Annotated in this window: 18 protein-coding genes and 1 pseudogene; 8 read left to right on the forward strand and 11 right to left on the reverse strand. The window is 63.7% G+C overall.

The window, feature by feature from the left end; genetic code table 11:
• From AC16XC_RS08630 to AC16XC_RS08645, 4 genes are all read left to right on the forward strand, one after another.
• A partial coding sequence (locus AC16XC_RS08630) for a fatty acid desaturase (RefSeq protein ID WP_484034245.1) occupies window positions 1-803 on the forward strand: 803 nt, incomplete at its 5' end.
• A 4-nt stretch (window positions 804-807) separates the two neighbouring features.
• A complete protein-coding gene (locus AC16XC_RS08635; protein WP_484034246.1) occupies window positions 808-1,071 on the forward strand; it encodes a hypothetical protein in 264 nt (87 codons plus the stop codon).
• A 31-nt stretch (window positions 1,072-1,102) separates the two neighbouring features.
• Complete coding sequence (def, locus tag AC16XC_RS08640) at window positions 1,103-1,684, forward strand: peptide deformylase (protein WP_484034247.1); 582 nt, start codon at window positions 1,103-1,105, stop codon at window positions 1,682-1,684.
• Window positions 1,581-2,147, forward strand: a complete 567-nt coding sequence (locus AC16XC_RS08645; RefSeq protein WP_484034248.1) for a DUF4279 domain-containing protein — start codon at window positions 1,581-1,583, stop codon at window positions 2,145-2,147. Before def ends, AC16XC_RS08645 begins: the two co-directional genes overlap by 104 nt.
• A 130-nt stretch (window positions 2,148-2,277) precedes the next feature.
• On the opposite strand, the pseudogene AC16XC_RS08650 reads toward AC16XC_RS08645, so the two are convergent.
• Window positions 2,278-2,586: pseudogene (locus AC16XC_RS08650) on the reverse strand (endonuclease domain-containing protein); the annotation flags it as partial.
• A 206-nt stretch (window positions 2,587-2,792) separates the two neighbouring features.
• On the reverse strand, window positions 2,793-4,460 hold the full coding sequence (locus tag AC16XC_RS08655) for a formate--tetrahydrofolate ligase (RefSeq protein ID WP_484034249.1): 1,668 nt from the start codon (window positions 4,458-4,460) through the stop codon (window positions 2,793-2,795).
• 234 nt (window positions 4,461-4,694) lie between these two features.
• Here AC16XC_RS08655 and AC16XC_RS08660 point away from each other — a divergent pair, with 234 nt between their 5' ends.
• Together AC16XC_RS08660 and AC16XC_RS08665 are read left to right on the forward strand one after the other, a co-directional pair.
• Window positions 4,695-6,008 (forward strand): DNA recombination protein RmuC, encoded by a 1,314-nt coding sequence (locus AC16XC_RS08660; protein WP_484034261.1) that lies wholly within the window; start codon window positions 4,695-4,697, stop codon window positions 6,006-6,008.
• Window positions 6,005-6,757 (forward strand): hypothetical protein, encoded by a 753-nt coding sequence (locus AC16XC_RS08665; RefSeq protein WP_484034250.1) that lies wholly within the window; start codon window positions 6,005-6,007, stop codon window positions 6,755-6,757. The genes AC16XC_RS08660 and AC16XC_RS08665 overlap by 4 nt, the downstream gene beginning before the upstream one ends.
• A 96-nt stretch (window positions 6,758-6,853) precedes the next feature.
• Here AC16XC_RS08665 and AC16XC_RS08670 read toward each other — a convergent pair whose 3' ends face one another.
• The 9 genes from AC16XC_RS08670 to AC16XC_RS08710 all read right to left on the reverse strand — a co-directional run bounded on the left by AC16XC_RS08670 (window position 6,854) and on the right by AC16XC_RS08710 (window position 13,331).
• Window positions 6,854-7,435, reverse strand: a complete 582-nt coding sequence (locus tag AC16XC_RS08670) for a YceI family protein (RefSeq protein WP_484034251.1) — start codon at window positions 7,433-7,435, stop codon at window positions 6,854-6,856.
• Window positions 7,436-7,509: 74 nt separating this feature from the next.
• Entirely contained in the window at window positions 7,510-7,863 is a 354-nt protein-coding gene (locus tag AC16XC_RS08675; RefSeq protein WP_484034252.1) for an META domain-containing protein, read from the reverse strand.
• Window positions 7,864-7,967: 104 nt separating this feature from the next.
• On the reverse strand, window positions 7,968-8,774 hold the full coding sequence (locus tag AC16XC_RS08680; RefSeq protein WP_484034262.1) for a TrmH family RNA methyltransferase: 807 nt from the start codon (window positions 8,772-8,774) through the stop codon (window positions 7,968-7,970).
• A 5-nt stretch (window positions 8,775-8,779) separates the two neighbouring features.
• Window positions 8,780-9,058 (reverse strand): HPr family phosphocarrier protein, encoded by a 279-nt coding sequence (locus AC16XC_RS08685; protein WP_484034253.1) that lies wholly within the window; start codon window positions 9,056-9,058, stop codon window positions 8,780-8,782.
• A 15-nt stretch (window positions 9,059-9,073) separates the two neighbouring features.
• Window positions 9,074-9,478, reverse strand: coding sequence for a PTS sugar transporter subunit IIA (locus AC16XC_RS08690; protein ID WP_484034254.1), 405 nt, complete (start codon window positions 9,476-9,478; stop codon window positions 9,074-9,076).
• 94 nt (window positions 9,479-9,572) lie between these two features.
• The gene (rapZ, locus tag AC16XC_RS08695) at window positions 9,573-10,508 is read right to left on the reverse strand and encodes an RNase adapter RapZ (protein ID WP_484034255.1); all 936 of its coding nucleotides are present in this window, start codon (window positions 10,506-10,508) and stop codon (window positions 9,573-9,575) included.
• Window positions 10,509-10,565: 57 nt separating this feature from the next.
• Window positions 10,566-10,985, reverse strand: a complete 420-nt coding sequence (locus AC16XC_RS08700) for an HPr kinase/phosphorylase (protein WP_484034256.1) — start codon at window positions 10,983-10,985, stop codon at window positions 10,566-10,568.
• Entirely contained in the window at window positions 10,985-12,559 is a 1,575-nt protein-coding gene (locus AC16XC_RS08705) for a sensor histidine kinase (protein WP_484034257.1), read from the reverse strand. The genes AC16XC_RS08700 and AC16XC_RS08705 overlap by 1 nt, the downstream gene beginning before the upstream one ends.
• Window positions 12,552-13,331 (reverse strand): response regulator transcription factor, encoded by a 780-nt coding sequence (locus AC16XC_RS08710; protein WP_484034258.1) that lies wholly within the window; start codon window positions 13,329-13,331, stop codon window positions 12,552-12,554. Before AC16XC_RS08710 ends, AC16XC_RS08705 begins: the two co-directional genes overlap by 8 nt.
• 236 nt (window positions 13,332-13,567) lie before the next feature.
• On the opposite strand from AC16XC_RS08710, the gene AC16XC_RS08715 reads away from it, so the two are divergent.
• Together AC16XC_RS08715 and AC16XC_RS08720 are read left to right on the forward strand one after the other, a co-directional pair.
• Complete coding sequence (locus AC16XC_RS08715; RefSeq protein WP_484034259.1) at window positions 13,568-15,175, forward strand: phosphoenolpyruvate carboxykinase; 1,608 nt, start codon at window positions 13,568-13,570, stop codon at window positions 15,173-15,175.
• A 129-nt stretch (window positions 15,176-15,304) separates the two neighbouring features.
• The coding region (locus AC16XC_RS08720; protein WP_484034260.1) for a hypothetical protein at window positions 15,305-15,657 on the forward strand (353 nt) is incomplete at its 3' end.

Below are 15,657 nucleotides of genomic sequence, written 5' to 3' on the forward strand. Positions count from 1 at the left end.
CGGTCGGTATCATCAACGTCCATATCCCGGTGGTGGCCCATGATTTCGGCCACAAGATGGACCGCACCAACCGCATGATCTCGAATGCGATCTGCGCGATCGGCGGGCTCGGCTATTTCATGCCGCAACATGTCATGGGCCATCATGTGAAAGTGGCGACGCCCGAAGATTGTGCCTCCGCCCGGTTCGGCCAGACCTCCTACGGGTTCATCTTCAAGAGCTTCCTGCCCGAAGTGTGGGGCGGGATCACGCTCGAGGCTGAGCGCTTGCGCAAGCGCGGCCTGCCGGTCTGGTCGTTCCATAACGATGTGATCGTGGGCTATCTCTTCACCGCGATCCTCGCCGGAGTGCTGGTGGCGATGCTCGGCTGGATCGCGTTGCCCTGGATATTGCTGCACCATGCTTCGGTGTGGTTCTCGCTGATGCTCAACGACTATATCCAGCATTACGGGCTCCAGCGCGAGCTGCTGCCGAACGGCAAGCGCGAACCGCAAAGCCCGAAGCACAGCTGGAGCGCCGATGCGCCGCTCTGCAACCTGATGGTGTTCAACGTCCAGCGCCATGCGCATCACCATGCGCGGCCGATGATGTCCTACCATGAGCTCGAAACGCTCGAGGACGGGCCCAAATGCCCGACCGGCTATTTCGGGATGATGGCGATCGCGCTCAACCCGCTGTGGTGGCGGCTGGTGATGGACCCGCTGGTGGTGAAGGCCGCCGAAGGCAAGAAGAGCCGGATCAATGTCGCCAAGGGCGCGGAAAAGCGGCTCGACCGGCTGATCGCGCGCTACGAGGCGCGATAGGCGCATGGCCCGGCGGCGGCTCAGCGTGGTCCTCGCGATCGGCTGGCTGGCTTTCCTCCTGAGTTCCGCGATTCCGGCGATCTGGGCGACTGCCCGCGCGATCGAACGCAATCCGCAGGGGCGCTATGTCGATCTCGCGACCGGCGAATGGACCCCGGCACTGTACCACTATTTCTTCATCTGGTGGCTGCCGGTGCTGGTTCCGGTGCTGTTGCTCGCTTGCGCCTGCCTGTTCCTCGACCGCCGGCGGGGCCGCCCGCCCGATTGACCGCCGCGAGGGGCATACCTATCTTGGGCGCATGGCCATACGCGAAATCCTCGAAGTGCCGGATCCCCGGCTCAAGACCGTGTCCGATCCGGTGACCAGGTTCGATGACGAGCTCAAGCAGCTCGTCGCAGACATGTTCGAAACGATGTACGAAGCGCCCGGGATCGGCCTTGCGGCGATCCAGGTCGGCGTGCCATTGCGCGTGCTGGTGATCGACCTCCAGCCCGAGGACGAGGACGCCGAGCCCGAGGAGTGCCACGGCCACCATCACGGCGAGGACGGCGAGGTGCATTATCACCGCCCGGTGAAATACGAGCCGCGCGTGTTCGTGAACCCCGAAATCCTCGATCCGTCGAAGGAGCTGGCGACCTACAATGAAGGCTGCCTGTCGGTGCCGGAGATCTACGCCGAGGTCGATCGGCCCGCGACCTGCCGCGTGCGCTGGCAGGACCTCGACGGCAAGGTCCACGAGGAAGCCTTCGAAGGCCTGATGGCGACCTGCATCCAGCATGAGATGGACCACCTCGAAGGGATATTGTTCATCGACCATCTCAGCCGCCTCAAGCGCAACATGGCGCTCAAGAAGCTCAAGAAGCTGCGCGAAGCGGCTTAGACAGTTGCCGACCATTTCCGAGACCCACGCAACGCTCCGCTTGTTCGGCGACGAGCTGGACCCCGCCGAAATAACCCGTTTGCTGGGATCAGAACCTAGCGAGAGCGGCAGGAAGGGCGAACTCGTTCGCCGGAGGACCGACGGAACCGAGCGTCGCCACCGGCAAGGAAATTGGCGTTTGCAAAGCAAAATCCGGGCGCCGGGCGATCTCGACGCCCAGATCGCCGAATTGCTGAACGGCTTGACGGGCGACCTCGCCGTGTGGCGCGATTTGGCCCGCAATTACCAGATCGATGTGTTCTGCGGCCTGTTCATGGAAGACATCAACGAGGGCATATCGCTCAAGCCCCACACGCTGAAATTACTGGGCGATCGGGAACTAACTGTCGATTTCGACATATATGGCGCCGGATCGCCCGGAGACGAACAGAAAAGGCCGCCCGGATCGACGAGATCCGGGTGAGGATAGCGACCCTTCCCCCTCGATGGGGGAAGGATACGAAGGCTTGGCAGTCCTGAGCTTGTCGAAGGGCTGCCCAGCCGGAGTTGGATGGGGGTGAGCCCGCCGCGATCGCCGCCGCCAAAACTTGCGCGCAACCCTCGGCATTTTCCAAAACGTCGTTGTTCCAGAACCGGATCACGCGATAGCCTTCCGTCTCGATGAGCGCTGTTCGAGCGGCGTCCGCTGCCTCGGAATGTTGCCCACCATCGACCTCGACCACCAGCTTCGCCCGATGGCTGGCGAAATCGACGATGAAGTGGCGGATCGGCACTTGCCTGCGCCAGCGTGCCTCGGGCGCTGACAGCTTCAGCAAACGCCACATGGCGCGCTCCGCGTCTGTCATTTCCCGGCGAAGCTGGCGGGCGCGGGGAATGCTGCTTGGTGGGGGGTGCTTCTTCACATGGCGGCATTAGGCGCGCGCTCACCCCCATCCAAGCTCCGCTAGCTCCGTTCCGGAGCAAGCTTCGCTATCCTTCCCCCATCGAGGGGGAAGGGTCGGCAATTGGAACAGTTCTAAAGTACTGAAAAGAAAAAGCCCGCCCGGATCGCTCCGGACGGGCCTCCTCCCATTCCGCCGCACCGGGTGCCCGGGAGCGGCGCAATTCCTCAAAACAGCCCTTCGATCTGCCCGTTCTCGAGCCGGATGTGCTCGGCGCTGGGTACCTTGGGCAGGCCGGGCATGGTCATGATGTCGCCGCAGATCGCGACGATGAAGCCGGCGCCCGCGGCCAGCCGCACTTCGCGCACCGGCACGGTGTGGTGGGTCGGCGCGCCGAGCTTGGTCGGATCGGTGGTGAAGCTATACTGGGTCTTGGCCATGCACACCGGCAGGTGGCCGAAGCCGTCCTCTTCCCACTGCTTGAGCTGGTTCCTCACCGACTGGTCGGCGATCGCCTCGTCGGCGCGGTAGATGCGGGTGGCGATGGTGTTGATCTTCTCGAACAGCGGCATTTCCGCAGGGTAGAGCGGGGCGAACTGCGCCTTGCCGGAATCGACGATCTCGACCACCTTCTTGGCCAGTTCCTCGGTGCCTTCGGAGCCCTTGGCCCAGTGCTGCGCCAGCACCGCCTCGACGCCCTGGTCGGCGACCGCATCCCGGATCACCTGGACCTCGGCATCGGTGTCGGCGACGAAATGGTTGATCGCGACCACCACCGGCACGCCGAACTGGTGGATGTTCTCGATGTGGCGGATGAGGTTGGCCGAACCCTTCTTCACCGCCTCGACATTTTCTGCGCCGAGATCAGCCTTGGCGACGCCGCCATTCATCTTGAGCGCGCGCACGGTGGCGACGAGCACTACCGCAGAGGGTTTCAAGCCAGCCTTGCGGCACTTGATGTCGAAGAACTTCTCGGCACCGAGGTCGGCCCCGAAGCCGGCTTCGGTCACGACGTAATCGGCAAGCTTGAGCGCGGTCTTGGTCGCGGTCACCGAGTTGCAGCCATGCGCGATGTTGGCGAACGGGCCGCCATGGATGAAGGCCGGGTTGTTCTCGAGCGTCTGGACCAGGTTCGGCTGGATCGCGTCCTTCAGGAGCACGGTCATCGCGCCGTGGGCATTGATGTCGCGGGCGCGCACCGCGGTCTTGTCGCGGCGGTAGCCGACGATGATGTTGCCGATCGATTCCTCAAGGTCCTCGAGCGAAGTCGCGAGGCACAGGATCGCCATGATTTCCGAGGCGACGGTGATGTCGAACCCGGTTTCGCGCGGGAAGCCGTTCGAGACCCCGCCGAGCGAATTGACGATCTGGCGCAGCGCCCGGTCGTTCATGTCGAGCACCCGGCGCCAGGTGACGCGGCGAGTGTCGAGGTTCTGGGCGTTGCCCCAGTAGATATGGTTGTCGATCATCGCGCTCAGCAAGTTGTGCGCGCTGGTGATCGCGTGGAAATCGCCGGTGAAATGGAGGTTGATGTCCTCCATCGGCACCACCTGGGCATAGCCGCCGCCAGCGGCGCCGCCCTTGACCCCGAAGCAGGGGCCGAGCGAAGGCTCGCGCAGGGCGACGATCGACTTCTTGCCGATCCGGCACAACCCGTCATGCAGGCCGACCGAGGTGGTGGTCTTGCCCTCTCCGGCGGGGGTGGGGTTGATTGCGGTGACGAGGATCAGCTTGCCGTCTTCGCGATCCTGCTGCTGGTTGATCCAGTCCATCGAGATCTTGGCCTTGAACCGGCCGTAGGGTTCGAGCGATTCATCGGGGATGCCCAGCCTGGCGCCGATCTCGGCGATGGGCTTCATGCTCGCCTTGCGGGCGATCTCGATATCGGTGGGCATCTCTACTCGTCCTTGTCCTGTCGCGGCGTAGCGGAATTTCACGCTTCCGAAGTTTTCGCGATTCTGAAATTGTAAGCTCCCCATACAATTTTTGCGGGGCGAATCTCAAGGGTGATTCTGGTTCGCGGCAGCCTGGCGTCAAGTATCGCTTGTCGAGAGGCGATGCTTCGCCCTTGTTAAGCCGGGGCAGGGCGGTTAGGTTCGCATTTCGTTCTCATTGTTGGGTGACGGATGATGGACCCGGTTGTTGCAGTCGTGCTGGCGGTGGTCGCGCTCCTCCTCGGCGTGGCGCTCGGCTGGCTGTTGTGGGGCAGGGGCTCCCGCGACGAAGCCGAATTCAAGGCCGCGATTGCCGAACTGGGCGATGCGCGCATCGAGATCGCGACACTCAGGGCGAACGAAGCCAATTTCGACAAGCAGATCGAATTGCTGAACAAGGCGCGCGAGGAACTTCTTGCCCAGTTCAAGGCGACCGGCGGCGAGGTGTTGTCGAAAGCACAGGAGGAATTCCTCAAGGCGGCGCAGGAGCGCTTCGGACATTCGGAGAAGGCAAGCGAGGAAAAGCTCAAGGCGCTGCTCGATCCGGTGCACCAGCGGCTCAAGAGCTATGAGGAGCAGGTCACCGGGCTCGAAAAGCAGCGCGTCGATGCCTTCGGCCACCTGACCGGGCTGATCCAATCGATGCGTGAAGGTCAGGAGCAGGTTCGGCGCGAGGCCCAGCGGCTCGGCAATTCGCTTACCAATGCCCCCAAGGCCCGAGGTCGCTGGGGTGAACGCGCGCTGCAAAACGTGCTCGAGCAATGCGGGCTGTCCGAACATACGGATTTTCAGCTCGAAACTTCGCTCGACACGGCCGAAGGCCGGCTGCGGCCCGACGCAATCGTCAATGTGCCGGGCCAGAAGAAGCTGGTGATCGACGCCAAGGTTTCGCTCAATGCCTACCAGGCCGCGTTCGAGGCCGATGACGACGAGGAACGCAAGCGGCATCTCGACCTGCACGCCAAGAGCATGCGCACCCACGTCCAGCAGCTCGGCACCAAGGCCTACCAGGCTCAGTTCGAGGAAGCGCCGGACTATGTGGTGATGTTCGTTCCCGGAGAGCATTTCGTCGCCGCCGCGCTCGAACACGATCCGGAGCTTTGGGATTTCGCCTTCAAGAATGGCGTCCTGCTGGCGACGCCGACCAACCTCGTGGCCATCGCCCGGACCGTCGCGCAGGTCTGGCGGCAGGATCGCATGGCTAGCGAAGCCAGGGAAATCGGCCGCATGGGCGCCGAACTCTACGATCGCCTGCGAGTATCGGCCGAGCATCTCAAGCGCGTCGGCGGCGGGCTGGAGACCGCGGTGAACAACTACAACAAGTTTGTCGGCAGCTTCGAGCGAAACGTGCTCTCGTCGAGCAAGCGCATGGCGGACAAGGGCCTCGAGATCGGCAAGGAGATCGAGGAGGTCCAGCTGGTCGAAAGCGCGCCGCGCTATGGTTCGGACGATGTTCAGGACCCACCCCTCATTGCGCAGGCGAGCGAAAAGGAGCCGACCGCGAAATGAGACTGCTGGCTGGGTTTTGCCTGGTTGCCCTGGCGGCCTGTTCGAACGCGCAGGAAACCGCGGCAACCGCAGAGGCGGAAGCTGCGCCCGGGATGGAAGCTCCGCCGTCCTCCGCCGCCGAAGCGCTGATCACCAGCCTGACCTGGACCGGGCCGGGGCAGGAGCCGCTCAAGGGCCCGCTCGCCCCGCGCGACGAATGCGGCGAGGTGGACGGCGCCTATCAATTCCGCCTGGCGCTGGCCGAAGCGGTGATCGCCCGCAATGCCGATGCGCTGCTCGCGCTGGCCGATCCCAATATCAAGCTCGATTTCGGCGGCGGCGAAGGGCGCGCCACCCTGAAAGAGCGCCTCGCCGAGCCCGACCGCGCATTGTGGCTCGAACTCGAGAAGATCATGCCGCTCGGCTGCGCCGATAACGGGCAGGGCAATCTCATCCTGCCCTGGTATTTCGCGCAGGATTTCGGCGATATCGACGGGTTCGTTGCCATGCTGGTGACCGGTGAGGATGTGCCGCTGCTCAAGGAGCCGAATGCGGACGCCGAAGTCCTGGCGCGCCTCTCATGGGAAGCGGTCGAGCTCGATCCGGAAATGTTCGACGGCGAGTTAAGGCCCTTTGCCCGGGTCAAGCTGGGCGACGGAACCAGCGGCTGGATCGCCGAGGAATCCCTAAGGAGCCAGCTCGATTACCGGATCGTGGCAAACCGCAAGAGCGGCGACTGGAAGATGATTGCGTTCATCGCGGGCGACTAGGGCGTCGTCTTTGATTGCATCAAAGTCGACGCTCTAGTTCCCTGTTTTTCCGCGATTTCCGAGTCGCCAGATGCTTTCATCTGGCTCGAAATCGCTCTAGCTCGCCTTGGTCGCTGTCACGGAGACGTTGATCGTCACTTCGTTGCCGACCGAGCGGTCCTGCCAGGTCCCGGTCCCGATCTTGAAATCCTGGCGGTTGATCGTGACGCTGCCCTGCATCATCGCCGTATCGCCCTCGATCGCGAGGGTGAAGGGCAGGCTGACGGGCCTGGTGATGTCGCGGATCGTCAGTTCGCCTTCCGCGACATAGCCCCCGCTGCCATCGCTGGTGATACTGTCGGCCTTGAACGTCGCATTCGGGTGCAGCGCGGTCGCGAACCAGTCATTGTCCTGCAGCGGCATGTCGCGGTCGGGATTACCGCTGTCGGCGCTGGTCAGGTCGATCGTGACCGTGACCCCGCTCCAGTCGAGATGTTCGGGGTCGAAGGCGATGTCGGCCTCCCAATTGCCGAATGTTCCTTCGAAGGCCGAACCTTCGGCGACGCCGGCGAAATTGATCGCCGAGCCCGTGTGCTCGACCGCCCAGGCCTGCGCAGTGGGCGAGGGCGACTGGGCCGTCGCCGGGACGACTGCAGTGGCGAGGGCGACGCCGAGGATTGCGGGATAGCGCTTGATCATGTTCCAACTCCGTTTGCCGGGACGCTAGCGCAGCCACAGCCTCGCCAGCAATCCCTGCCGCGAAATTTTACGCTTCAGCCGCCTTGCATGCGGCGTTCGAGCCTGGCGCTGTGCGCGCGGGATTCGAGCATCAGGGCTTCGCCTTCGAACCTGACTTGCGGCGCGGCAACCAGCAGCGCGCTTACCGCCTGTTCCTGGTCCCAGACCTTGCCCTGGCAGAACATCCGGGTCTGCACGATGGGCCCGGCGATCAGCCGGTCGCTTTCGACCCGCCAGTTGCCGCCCATGCCGTTGCAGCCGACATTGGCGCTGACCCTGTCGGCCTCGAATATCAGGGTCGTATCTCTCGCGGCGGCTGCTTCGCCATCGATCGCGACGAAGTGCCATTCGCTTCCGGCCAACTCATGCTGGGAAGCTGCCTGCGCCACGCAGCCGGCCAGGGGAAGAGCCGGCAATATCGCCAGAAGGGAAAGTGCGTGGCGCATCACCCGTTCCCTAGCCGCGACGGGCTGAGCGCAGGGTGAACGCGCCGCTAGCCGGTGTTCAGCATGGCACGCACTTCATAGGCGAGCACGGCCGCCGCCACCGCCGCGTTGAGGCTGTCGGCCTTGCCCAACATCGGGATCGTCACGCGCAGGTCGCAGGCGTCTTCGTAATCCCGGGGCAGGCCGCGGGATTCATTGCCGACGAGGATGAAGCAGGGCGCGCGATAGTCTGCACCGCGATAGGGCACGGCCTCGCGCAACGAAGCGCCGACCAGCTGGCCCTCTCCGGAACGCAGCCACGGCAGGAACTCGCTCCACCGCGCCTGTGCGATCCGCTGGGTGAAGACCGCCCCCATGCTCGCGCGGACGGCTTCGACCGAAAACGGACCGGCACAATCGTCGACTAGGATCAACCCACCGGCCCCGACCGCGTCGCCGGTGCGGAGCATGGTTCCCAGATTGCCGGGGTCGCGCAATTCCTGCGCCACGAGCCAGATCGGGCTGGCCGACCGGTCGAGCGCCGTGAGCGAGGTATCGAATTCGGCAAACACCCCGGCGATCGCCTGCGGATTGTCCTTGCCGGTGATCTTGGCAAGGATTTCGGGCGCGCATTCGACGATCTCGCCCCCTTCTGCCTCTACTGCGCTTTCGATCGCGGCCAGCAGCGGATGCTCGTCGCGAGTGGTCGACATCACGAGGATCTCGGGAACGTGGCCCGCTTCGCGCGCATCGGTCAGCAGCCGGAGGCCTTCGGCCAGGAAACGTCTCTCGCGCCTGCGATGCTTCTTGTCCCGCAGCGAACGGAGATATTTGACTGTCGGATTGGAGAAGCCGGTGATCGTGCGGCGCGTCACCTTGCTCAATCCTCTCCGAAGCCGTCCATCACCAAGCCGACGAGCTTGGTGCAGAGCGCTTCGGCATCCTCGCCGGTGACGATGATTTCGATCGTGTCGCCCCTTGCGGCCCCCAGCATCATCAGGCCAAGGATCGAACTGCCGAGCGCTTCCACCCCGTCCTTGGCGACCTTGACCATGGTCCCGGCGGGCAACTTCGCTACCGCTGCCACGAATTTTGCGCTGGCGCGCGCGTGCAGGCCTCGCTGGTTCGTGATTTCTATGTTCTGGCGCGCGGTCCCCACACCGACACCCCCCGTTCAGGCCTCTTGCCCCAGGAACTCCGACGCGATCGTAATGTAATTGCGGCCTGCGTCGCGAGCAGCGGCGACGGCATCCATCAGCCCCATCTTCTTGCGAGCGCCAGCCAGCCGGATCAGCATCGGCAGGTTGATCCCGGCGATTACCTCGACCTTGCCCTCCTGCATCAGCGATATCGCGAGGTTGGACGGCGTGCCGCCGAACAGGTCGGTCAGGATCACGGCGCCGTCGCCGTCTTCAACCCGTTCGATCGCCTCGGCGATTTCCCGGCGGCGCGCCTCGACATCGTCCTTCGGGCCGATGCAGACGGTGGCAACCGATTCCTGCCGCCCGACGACGTGCTCCATTGCCTTGACGAACTCCTCGGCCAATTGACCGTGGGTCACGAGTATCATTCCGATCATCTGGAGAGTGAGCTTTCGAACCTGTGCGACGCCATGGGCGGAGACAATAAAGCGCGCGCCTTAATCCCGAATGGCTGCGAAATGCAAGGATTGGTCATGATTGATGCGCGCCTTCGAGCAATTCCGCCCTGCGCGAACCGAGATTGCGGTGCCGGACAGTGGGTGCGTAGCCGGCTTCCCTTAGGACGGCGGCGAGCTCTTCGGTAACGAAAACGGACCGGTGTCTTCCTCCGGTACAACCGAACGCGATGTTGACATAGGCCTTGCCCTGCTGGGCGTAGCGGGGAAGCAGGTCGAGAACCAGGTCGCAAACCCTGGCAAAGGAGGGCGCAAACGCCGGGTCGCTGCGTATATGTTCGGCGACCGCCCGGTCGAGCCCGGTCAGTTCGCGCAATTCCTCCTGCCAATGCGGATTGTCGAGAAAGCGCATGTCGAACAGCAGGTCCGCGACTGGCGGCATCCCGCGGGCAAAGCCGAAGCTGGAGACCGTAACAGTCATGGTTTCGCCGGAATGGCCGCCGAATTGCTCCCTGATGGCCTGCTGGAGAAGATTGGCCGAGAATGCGGTGGTGGTGATGACCGCGTCGGCCCAGCGCCTGAGCGGGGCAAGCAATTCGCGCTCTGCGGCGATGCCATCGCTTGCGGGAATGCCGCTGGCCAGCGGGTGGCGGCGGCGGGTTTCGTTGTAACGGCGTTCGAGCTCATGGTCGGCGCAATCGAGGAACAGCGTAGTGACGAGGAGGTCGTCGCGATCCGATAATTGCTTCACCAGCTCGATGATGTCGGCCGGAACGAAGCCGCGGGTACGCGAATCGAATCCGATCGCGAGCGGTGCGTCGATGCCGGCTCCGGCTTCCGTCTCGGCAGCGATCAACCGGTCGAGCAAGCGGACCGGGAAATTGTCGATCGCCTCCCAGCCCATGTCTTCGAGTTCGCGCAGGGCGGTGGTCTTGCCCGCGCCCAGCATGCCGGTGACCAGCAGGATGCGTTGCCGTTTGTCGGTGCCGGTCTCGAACGATTCGCTGGGCATGGCCGTGCTGTGTGCGCTTGCGAGGTGCGAATGTGAAGGGGGTGAGGGCGGGCTCGCTCATGCTAGCCCGTGAAGCTTCAACGCCCATTCCGCCCGCAGCGCCAGGATCGGTGTGTCGGGCCACAATCGGACAACAGGCACGCTTGCGGCCTCGATGTCTGTGCGTTCGGGTTCCTCCACAAAGCGCTCGGCGGCGCGATCAAGGCGGACCAGAAGCGCGACCCGCGCCTCGACACACGGCAATTCGACGATCCCGACATTCCTGATTTCCAGCTTCCCGGCAATGGTGGGGGGCGGGCTGGCCCACAATGTCCCGTTGCGGTTCTCGAGCAGAACGCCGTCGTCTCCCACCAGCTCGGCGCCGCGGTCGATCAGCGCCAATGCCAGGCTCGACTTCCCGCTTCCGGGCTCGCCTTCGATCAGGATCCCGCGTCCGCCAATGGCGACACAGCTGGCCTGCCTCAGCGATCCGGGCATCACTCTTCCGCCGCCGGAATCGTGATCACGAAGCAGGCGCCGTTCGCTCCGTCCGGTGAATCCGCAATCGCCAGGCTGCCGTCATGCGCTTCGACGATCGTCCGCGCGATTGCGAGGCCCAGCCCGCTGTGATCGCCGAAGCCTTCGGGCTCGGGGCGGACCGAATGGAAGCGACGAAAGACCTGTTCGCGCTCCGCTTCGGGAATGCCTGGGCCCTCGTCGAGGATGCGAATTTCGACATTGCCGCCAGCGGAAGAGAGGGCGATCTCGATCCTGCCAGCCGGGGGCGAGAAGGAGACCGCGTTATCGAGCAGGTTTTCGATCACCCGCTCGAGCCTTGCCGGGACGCCCAGCACGAGGAACGGGCCGCCATTCTTCCGAGTAACGAACATCTTTGGAGAGTCTTCGTCCATCAGGTGTTCGCGGGCGCCCACCGCATTGTCGATCAGCCGCGCGAGGTCGACGGGTTCGAATGTCGCGCGGCTGAGTTCGGCATCGATCCGGCTCGCATCGGCGATCTCGCTCACCAGCCGGTCGATCCGCTGGACGTCGTGGAAGGCAATTCCGGTCAATTTGCCGCGCAATTCGGGATCCTCGACCTTGCCGAGCGATTCGAGCGCGCTGCGCAGCGATGCCAACGGGTTCTTCAGTTCATGCGCTACATCGGCGGCGAAGCTTTCGACCGCATCGATTCTCTGGCGCAAGGCGGTCGTCATGTCCGAAATGGCGCGCGCGAGCAGTCCGATTTCGTCGCGACGCTCGGGCAGGCGCGGAACCACCACCGCGCGATCGCGGCCCAGTCGCACACGCACCGCGGCGCGTACCAGCGCGCGCAAGGGCCGCACGATCGTGCGGGCCAGGTAGAGCGAGAGCTGGATCGAAATGATCACCGCCAGCGCGACAACGATCGCGAGCGTCTGGCGCGCATCGCGCACGGCTTGGGTGATGTCGCGGGCGTTGCGTGTGGTCAGCAGGGTCTGGCCGATCTTGCCGACCGGAGCCGCTGCCGTGATCACCGGGGTCCGGTCGGGGGCATAGCGCAGGAAGACCTGAGTGCGCCCCTCGGCGCGTGCGAGCTGCAGCTCCGGCCAAGCTTCGGCCCCCGGCGTCTCCGGCTCGCGATAAGGCGGCACCGGTTCGGCGAACAGGATTGCGTCCATCCCGCGGTCGATCATCCGGGCCGCTTCCTGGTACCAGGGCTCGCTGGCGGGATCGACGAGTTCGAACGAGGGCTCGGCCAGCTCGAAGCTGTCGCGCAGGAGTTGACCCTCGGGATCGTAGAGCCGCAGCCGCAACCGCTGTTCCCGCCCGATCTGGACCAGCAGCGGATCGAGCCGCTCGGGGCTGGCCCCGACCAGCGCCTCGGCCGTGATCTGCGCTTCGCTGCGGGCCAGGCGGAAGCGCTCCTCGAGCAGCTGGCGGCGGTAATTGTCGAGGTAGAAGAAGCTCCCTGCGAGCAGCGACAGGGCGATAATGTTGAAGGTCAGGATGCGGATCGTGAGCGACGTGCGCGCGCCGAATTCCGGCCGCTCGAAGCGCCTTGTCGTCGCTGCCGGATCGCCCGCGTCAGCCATCCGAATAGCTGTAGCCCGCTCCATACAAGGTTTCGATGGCCGAAAACGCCGGATCGACCGTGCGGAACTTGCGCCGCATGCGCTTGATGTGGCTGTCGACCGTCCGATCGTCGACGAACACATCGTCGGGATATGCCGCATCCATCAGCTGGTTGCGGCTCTTGATCACGCCCGGACGTTGCGCCAGCGCTTCGAGGATCAGGAATTCGGTGACCGTGAGCGAAACCGGCTTTCCTTCCCAGGTAATGCGATGGCGCGAAGCGTCCATGGAAAGCCGCCCGCGCACGAGCAGTTCTTGCGATTCCTCCTCGACGTTCTCTCCGGGAACGGACGGCTTGGTCGCGGCCCTCCGCAGGATCGCGCGAATGCGGGCGATCAGGAGCTTCTGGCTGAAGGGCTTGGCGATGTAATCGTCGGCCCCCATCGCCAGACCTGCCGCCTCGTCCTGTTCGTCGTCCTTGCTGGTAAGGAAGATCACCGGCAATTCGGACTTCTCGCGCAGTCGCGCCAGCAAGTCCATGCCGTCCATCCGCGGCATCTTGATGTCGCACACCGCGAGATCGGGCGGGTTGTCGGTCAGCGCCTTGAGTGCGGATGCACCGTCGCTGTAAACGCGCGTCATGAATCCTTCCGACTGAAGCGCGATCGAGACGCTGGTCAGGATGTTGCGATCGTCGTCCACCAGGGCAATCACCTGCTGCGCCGGAGTATCGCCACCGGGGCTTTCCTGATGCTCTGCCGGGGTAAGTGTCGGGCCTGTTTCGGTGGCCATCGGCCCTCTACTCATCATCGTTGCTTTGGCTGGAATTAGCCTTTCGTCCCCGGATAGACAACGCCTGTCGCGGGATCGATCTCAGCGCAGGTGCAGTAAATAACTGAATAAAAGAAGGAAATCCATGCTGCGTGCGCCAAATTGACGCGAGGAGATTCGGCGACTATGCGCAGTCGCGTTTCCATGCCGCAGAATTCCAAGGTTCTTCGCACTCTTATCGGTTTTCGGAGATTGTTTTGACTTCCCCTCTTTCCCATCCGCTCGAACGCCAGGGCATCAGCACTGCCGCAACGATTTACGCCAATCTGGGAACGCCCGCGCTGGTTGAGCACGCGTTGAAGAAGGGCGAGGGCAGGCTGACCCGGGATGGCGCGCTGCTCGTCGATACCGGCAAGTTCACCGGGCGCAGCGTGAAGGACAAATTTGTCGTCCGCGATGCGATCACCGAAGACACGATCAACTGGGGCGCGATCAACCAGCCGATGTCGCCCGAGCACTATGCCAATCTCAAGGCCGACTTCCTCGCCGCGCTGGCGGGCCAGGCGGAACTCTACGTTGCCGACCTGTTCGGCGGCAGCCAGCCGGAATACCGGGTCAATGTGCGCGTCATCAACGAGATGGCATGGCACAATCTCTTTATCCGCACCCTGCTGGTGCGCCCCGGGGCCGACGAATTGGCCGGATTCGTTCCGGAATATACGATCATCAACCTGCCCAGCTTCAAGGCCGATCCGGCTCGCCACGGCTGCCGCAGCGACACGGTGATTGCGGTCAGCTTCACCGACAAGCTGATCCTGATCGGCAACACCGAATATTCGGGCGAGATGAAGAAGGGCGTGTTCGGCCTCTTGAACTACCTGCTTCCGGAAAAGGGCGTGATGCCGATGCATTGTTCGGCCAATATCGGCAAGGACGGCAAGAGCGCGATCTTCTTCGGTCTTTCGGGTACCGGCAAGACGACGCTTTCGGCCGATGCCAGCCGCACTCTGATCGGCGACGACGAGCACGGCTGGTCGGACACCGCCGTGTTCAACTTCGAGGGCGGTTGCTACGCCAAGATGATCAACCTTTCGGCCGAAGGCGAACCGGAGATCTACGCCACTACCAAGATGTTCGGTACGATTCTCGAAAACGTCGCGATGGACGATGACACGCGTGAGCTGGATTTCAACGACGCCAGCAAGACCGAGAATACGCGCGGCGCCTATCCGATCGAGTTCATCCCCAACAGCAGCGAAAAGAATCTCGGCCCCGCGCCGAGCAATGTGATCATGCTTACCGCGGATGCCTTCGGTGTGCTGCCTCCGATCGCGCGGCTGACTGCCGACCAGGCGATGTATTATTTCCTCTCGGGCTACACCGCCAAGGTGGCCGGGACGGAGATCGGCGTGACCGAGCCGGAAGCAACCTTCAGCACCTGTTTCGGCGCCGCCTTCATGCCGCGCCACCCCAGCGTCTACGGCAACCTCCTCAAGGAGCGGATCGCCAAGGGCGGGGTTCAGTGCTGGCTGTTCAATACCGGCTGGACCGGCGGCAAATACGGGGTTGGCAAGCGCATGCCGATCAAGGCCACGCGCGGCCTGCTGAATGCCGTGCTCGACGGCAAGATGGATGGCGTCGAGTTTCGCAAGGACGAGAATTTCGGCTTCGACGTGCCGGTTTATGTGCCCGCGCTGGCCGAAGCCGGGATCGACCAGTCGGTGCTCGATCCGCGCAGCACCTGGGCGGACAAGGACGAGTACGATGCCACGGCGCAAAGGCTGGTCCAGCTGTTCGTCGATAATTTCCAGCAATTTGCGGAACATGTCGATGAAGGCGTGAGGCAAGCGGCACCCGCCGCCTGAGACGCGAGCGAAATCGAAAGGCGTGCGGGGCGGGCCGAAAGGTTCCGCCCCGTTTGCTTTTTGACTTGCGGCAATGCCTCATTGGCGCATCATGCCAATTCATGGTTTCCCGACAGAGGAGGATGACCCATGAGTGTATTTGACGATGTCCTGAAAGCGATCGGCGGCGCGCCCGACGATGTCACCAACCTTGCCGAAAAGGTCGGAATCGATCCCGGCATGGCGGAAAAGGCGATCGCCGCCCTTGGCCATGCCCACCAGATGCAGGGCGACACGGTCGACCTGGCTTCGGCCAAGACCGGGCTGCCCAAAGGCACCTTGAACCAGATCGTCGAACATATCGGCGGGGAAGGCTCGCTGACCGAGTTCGCCCGCATGGTGGTCGATAATCCGCAGGCCGCCGGCATCCTGCAGATGCTCGATCGCGACGGCGATGGCAGCGTGCTCGACGATGCCGCCGATTTCGCCAAGGGCCTGTTCGG

The organism is Candidatus Andeanibacterium sp. (genome assembly GCF_057143545.1).

What these genes read in the sequence shown, in the direction of transcription:
- AC16XC_RS08635 (WP_484034246.1), top strand. Translation starts at nt 808, where the DNA reads ATGGCCCGGCGGCGGCTCAGCGTGGTCCTCGCGATCGGCTGGCTGGCT.
- def (WP_484034247.1), top strand. Translation starts at nt 1,103, where the DNA reads ATGGCCATACGCGAAATCCTCGAAGTGCCGGATCCCCGGCTCAAGACC.
- AC16XC_RS08645 (WP_484034248.1), top strand. Translation starts at nt 1,581, where the DNA reads ATGAGATGGACCACCTCGAAGGGATATTGTTCATCGACCATCTCAGCC.
- AC16XC_RS08655 (WP_484034249.1), bottom strand. Translation starts at nt 4,460, where the DNA reads ATGCCCACCGATATCGAGATCGCCCGCAAGGCGAGCATGAAGCCCATC.
- AC16XC_RS08660 (WP_484034261.1), top strand. Translation starts at nt 4,695, where the DNA reads ATGGACCCGGTTGTTGCAGTCGTGCTGGCGGTGGTCGCGCTCCTCCTC.
- AC16XC_RS08665 (WP_484034250.1), top strand. Translation starts at nt 6,005, where the DNA reads ATGAGACTGCTGGCTGGGTTTTGCCTGGTTGCCCTGGCGGCCTGTTCG.
- AC16XC_RS08670 (WP_484034251.1), bottom strand. Translation starts at nt 7,435, where the DNA reads ATGATCAAGCGCTATCCCGCAATCCTCGGCGTCGCCCTCGCCACTGCA.
- AC16XC_RS08690 (WP_484034254.1), bottom strand. Translation starts at nt 9,478, where the DNA reads ATGATCGGAATGATACTCGTGACCCACGGTCAATTGGCCGAGGAGTTC.
- rapZ (WP_484034255.1), bottom strand. Translation starts at nt 10,508, where the DNA reads ATGCCCAGCGAATCGTTCGAGACCGGCACCGACAAACGGCAACGCATC.
- AC16XC_RS08700 (WP_484034256.1), bottom strand. Translation starts at nt 10,985, where the DNA reads ATGCCCGGATCGCTGAGGCAGGCCAGCTGTGTCGCCATTGGCGGACGC.
- AC16XC_RS08705 (WP_484034257.1), bottom strand. Translation starts at nt 12,559, where the DNA reads ATGGCTGACGCGGGCGATCCGGCAGCGACGACAAGGCGCTTCGAGCGG.
- AC16XC_RS08710 (WP_484034258.1), bottom strand. Translation starts at nt 13,331, where the DNA reads ATGGCCACCGAAACAGGCCCGACACTTACCCCGGCAGAGCATCAGGAA.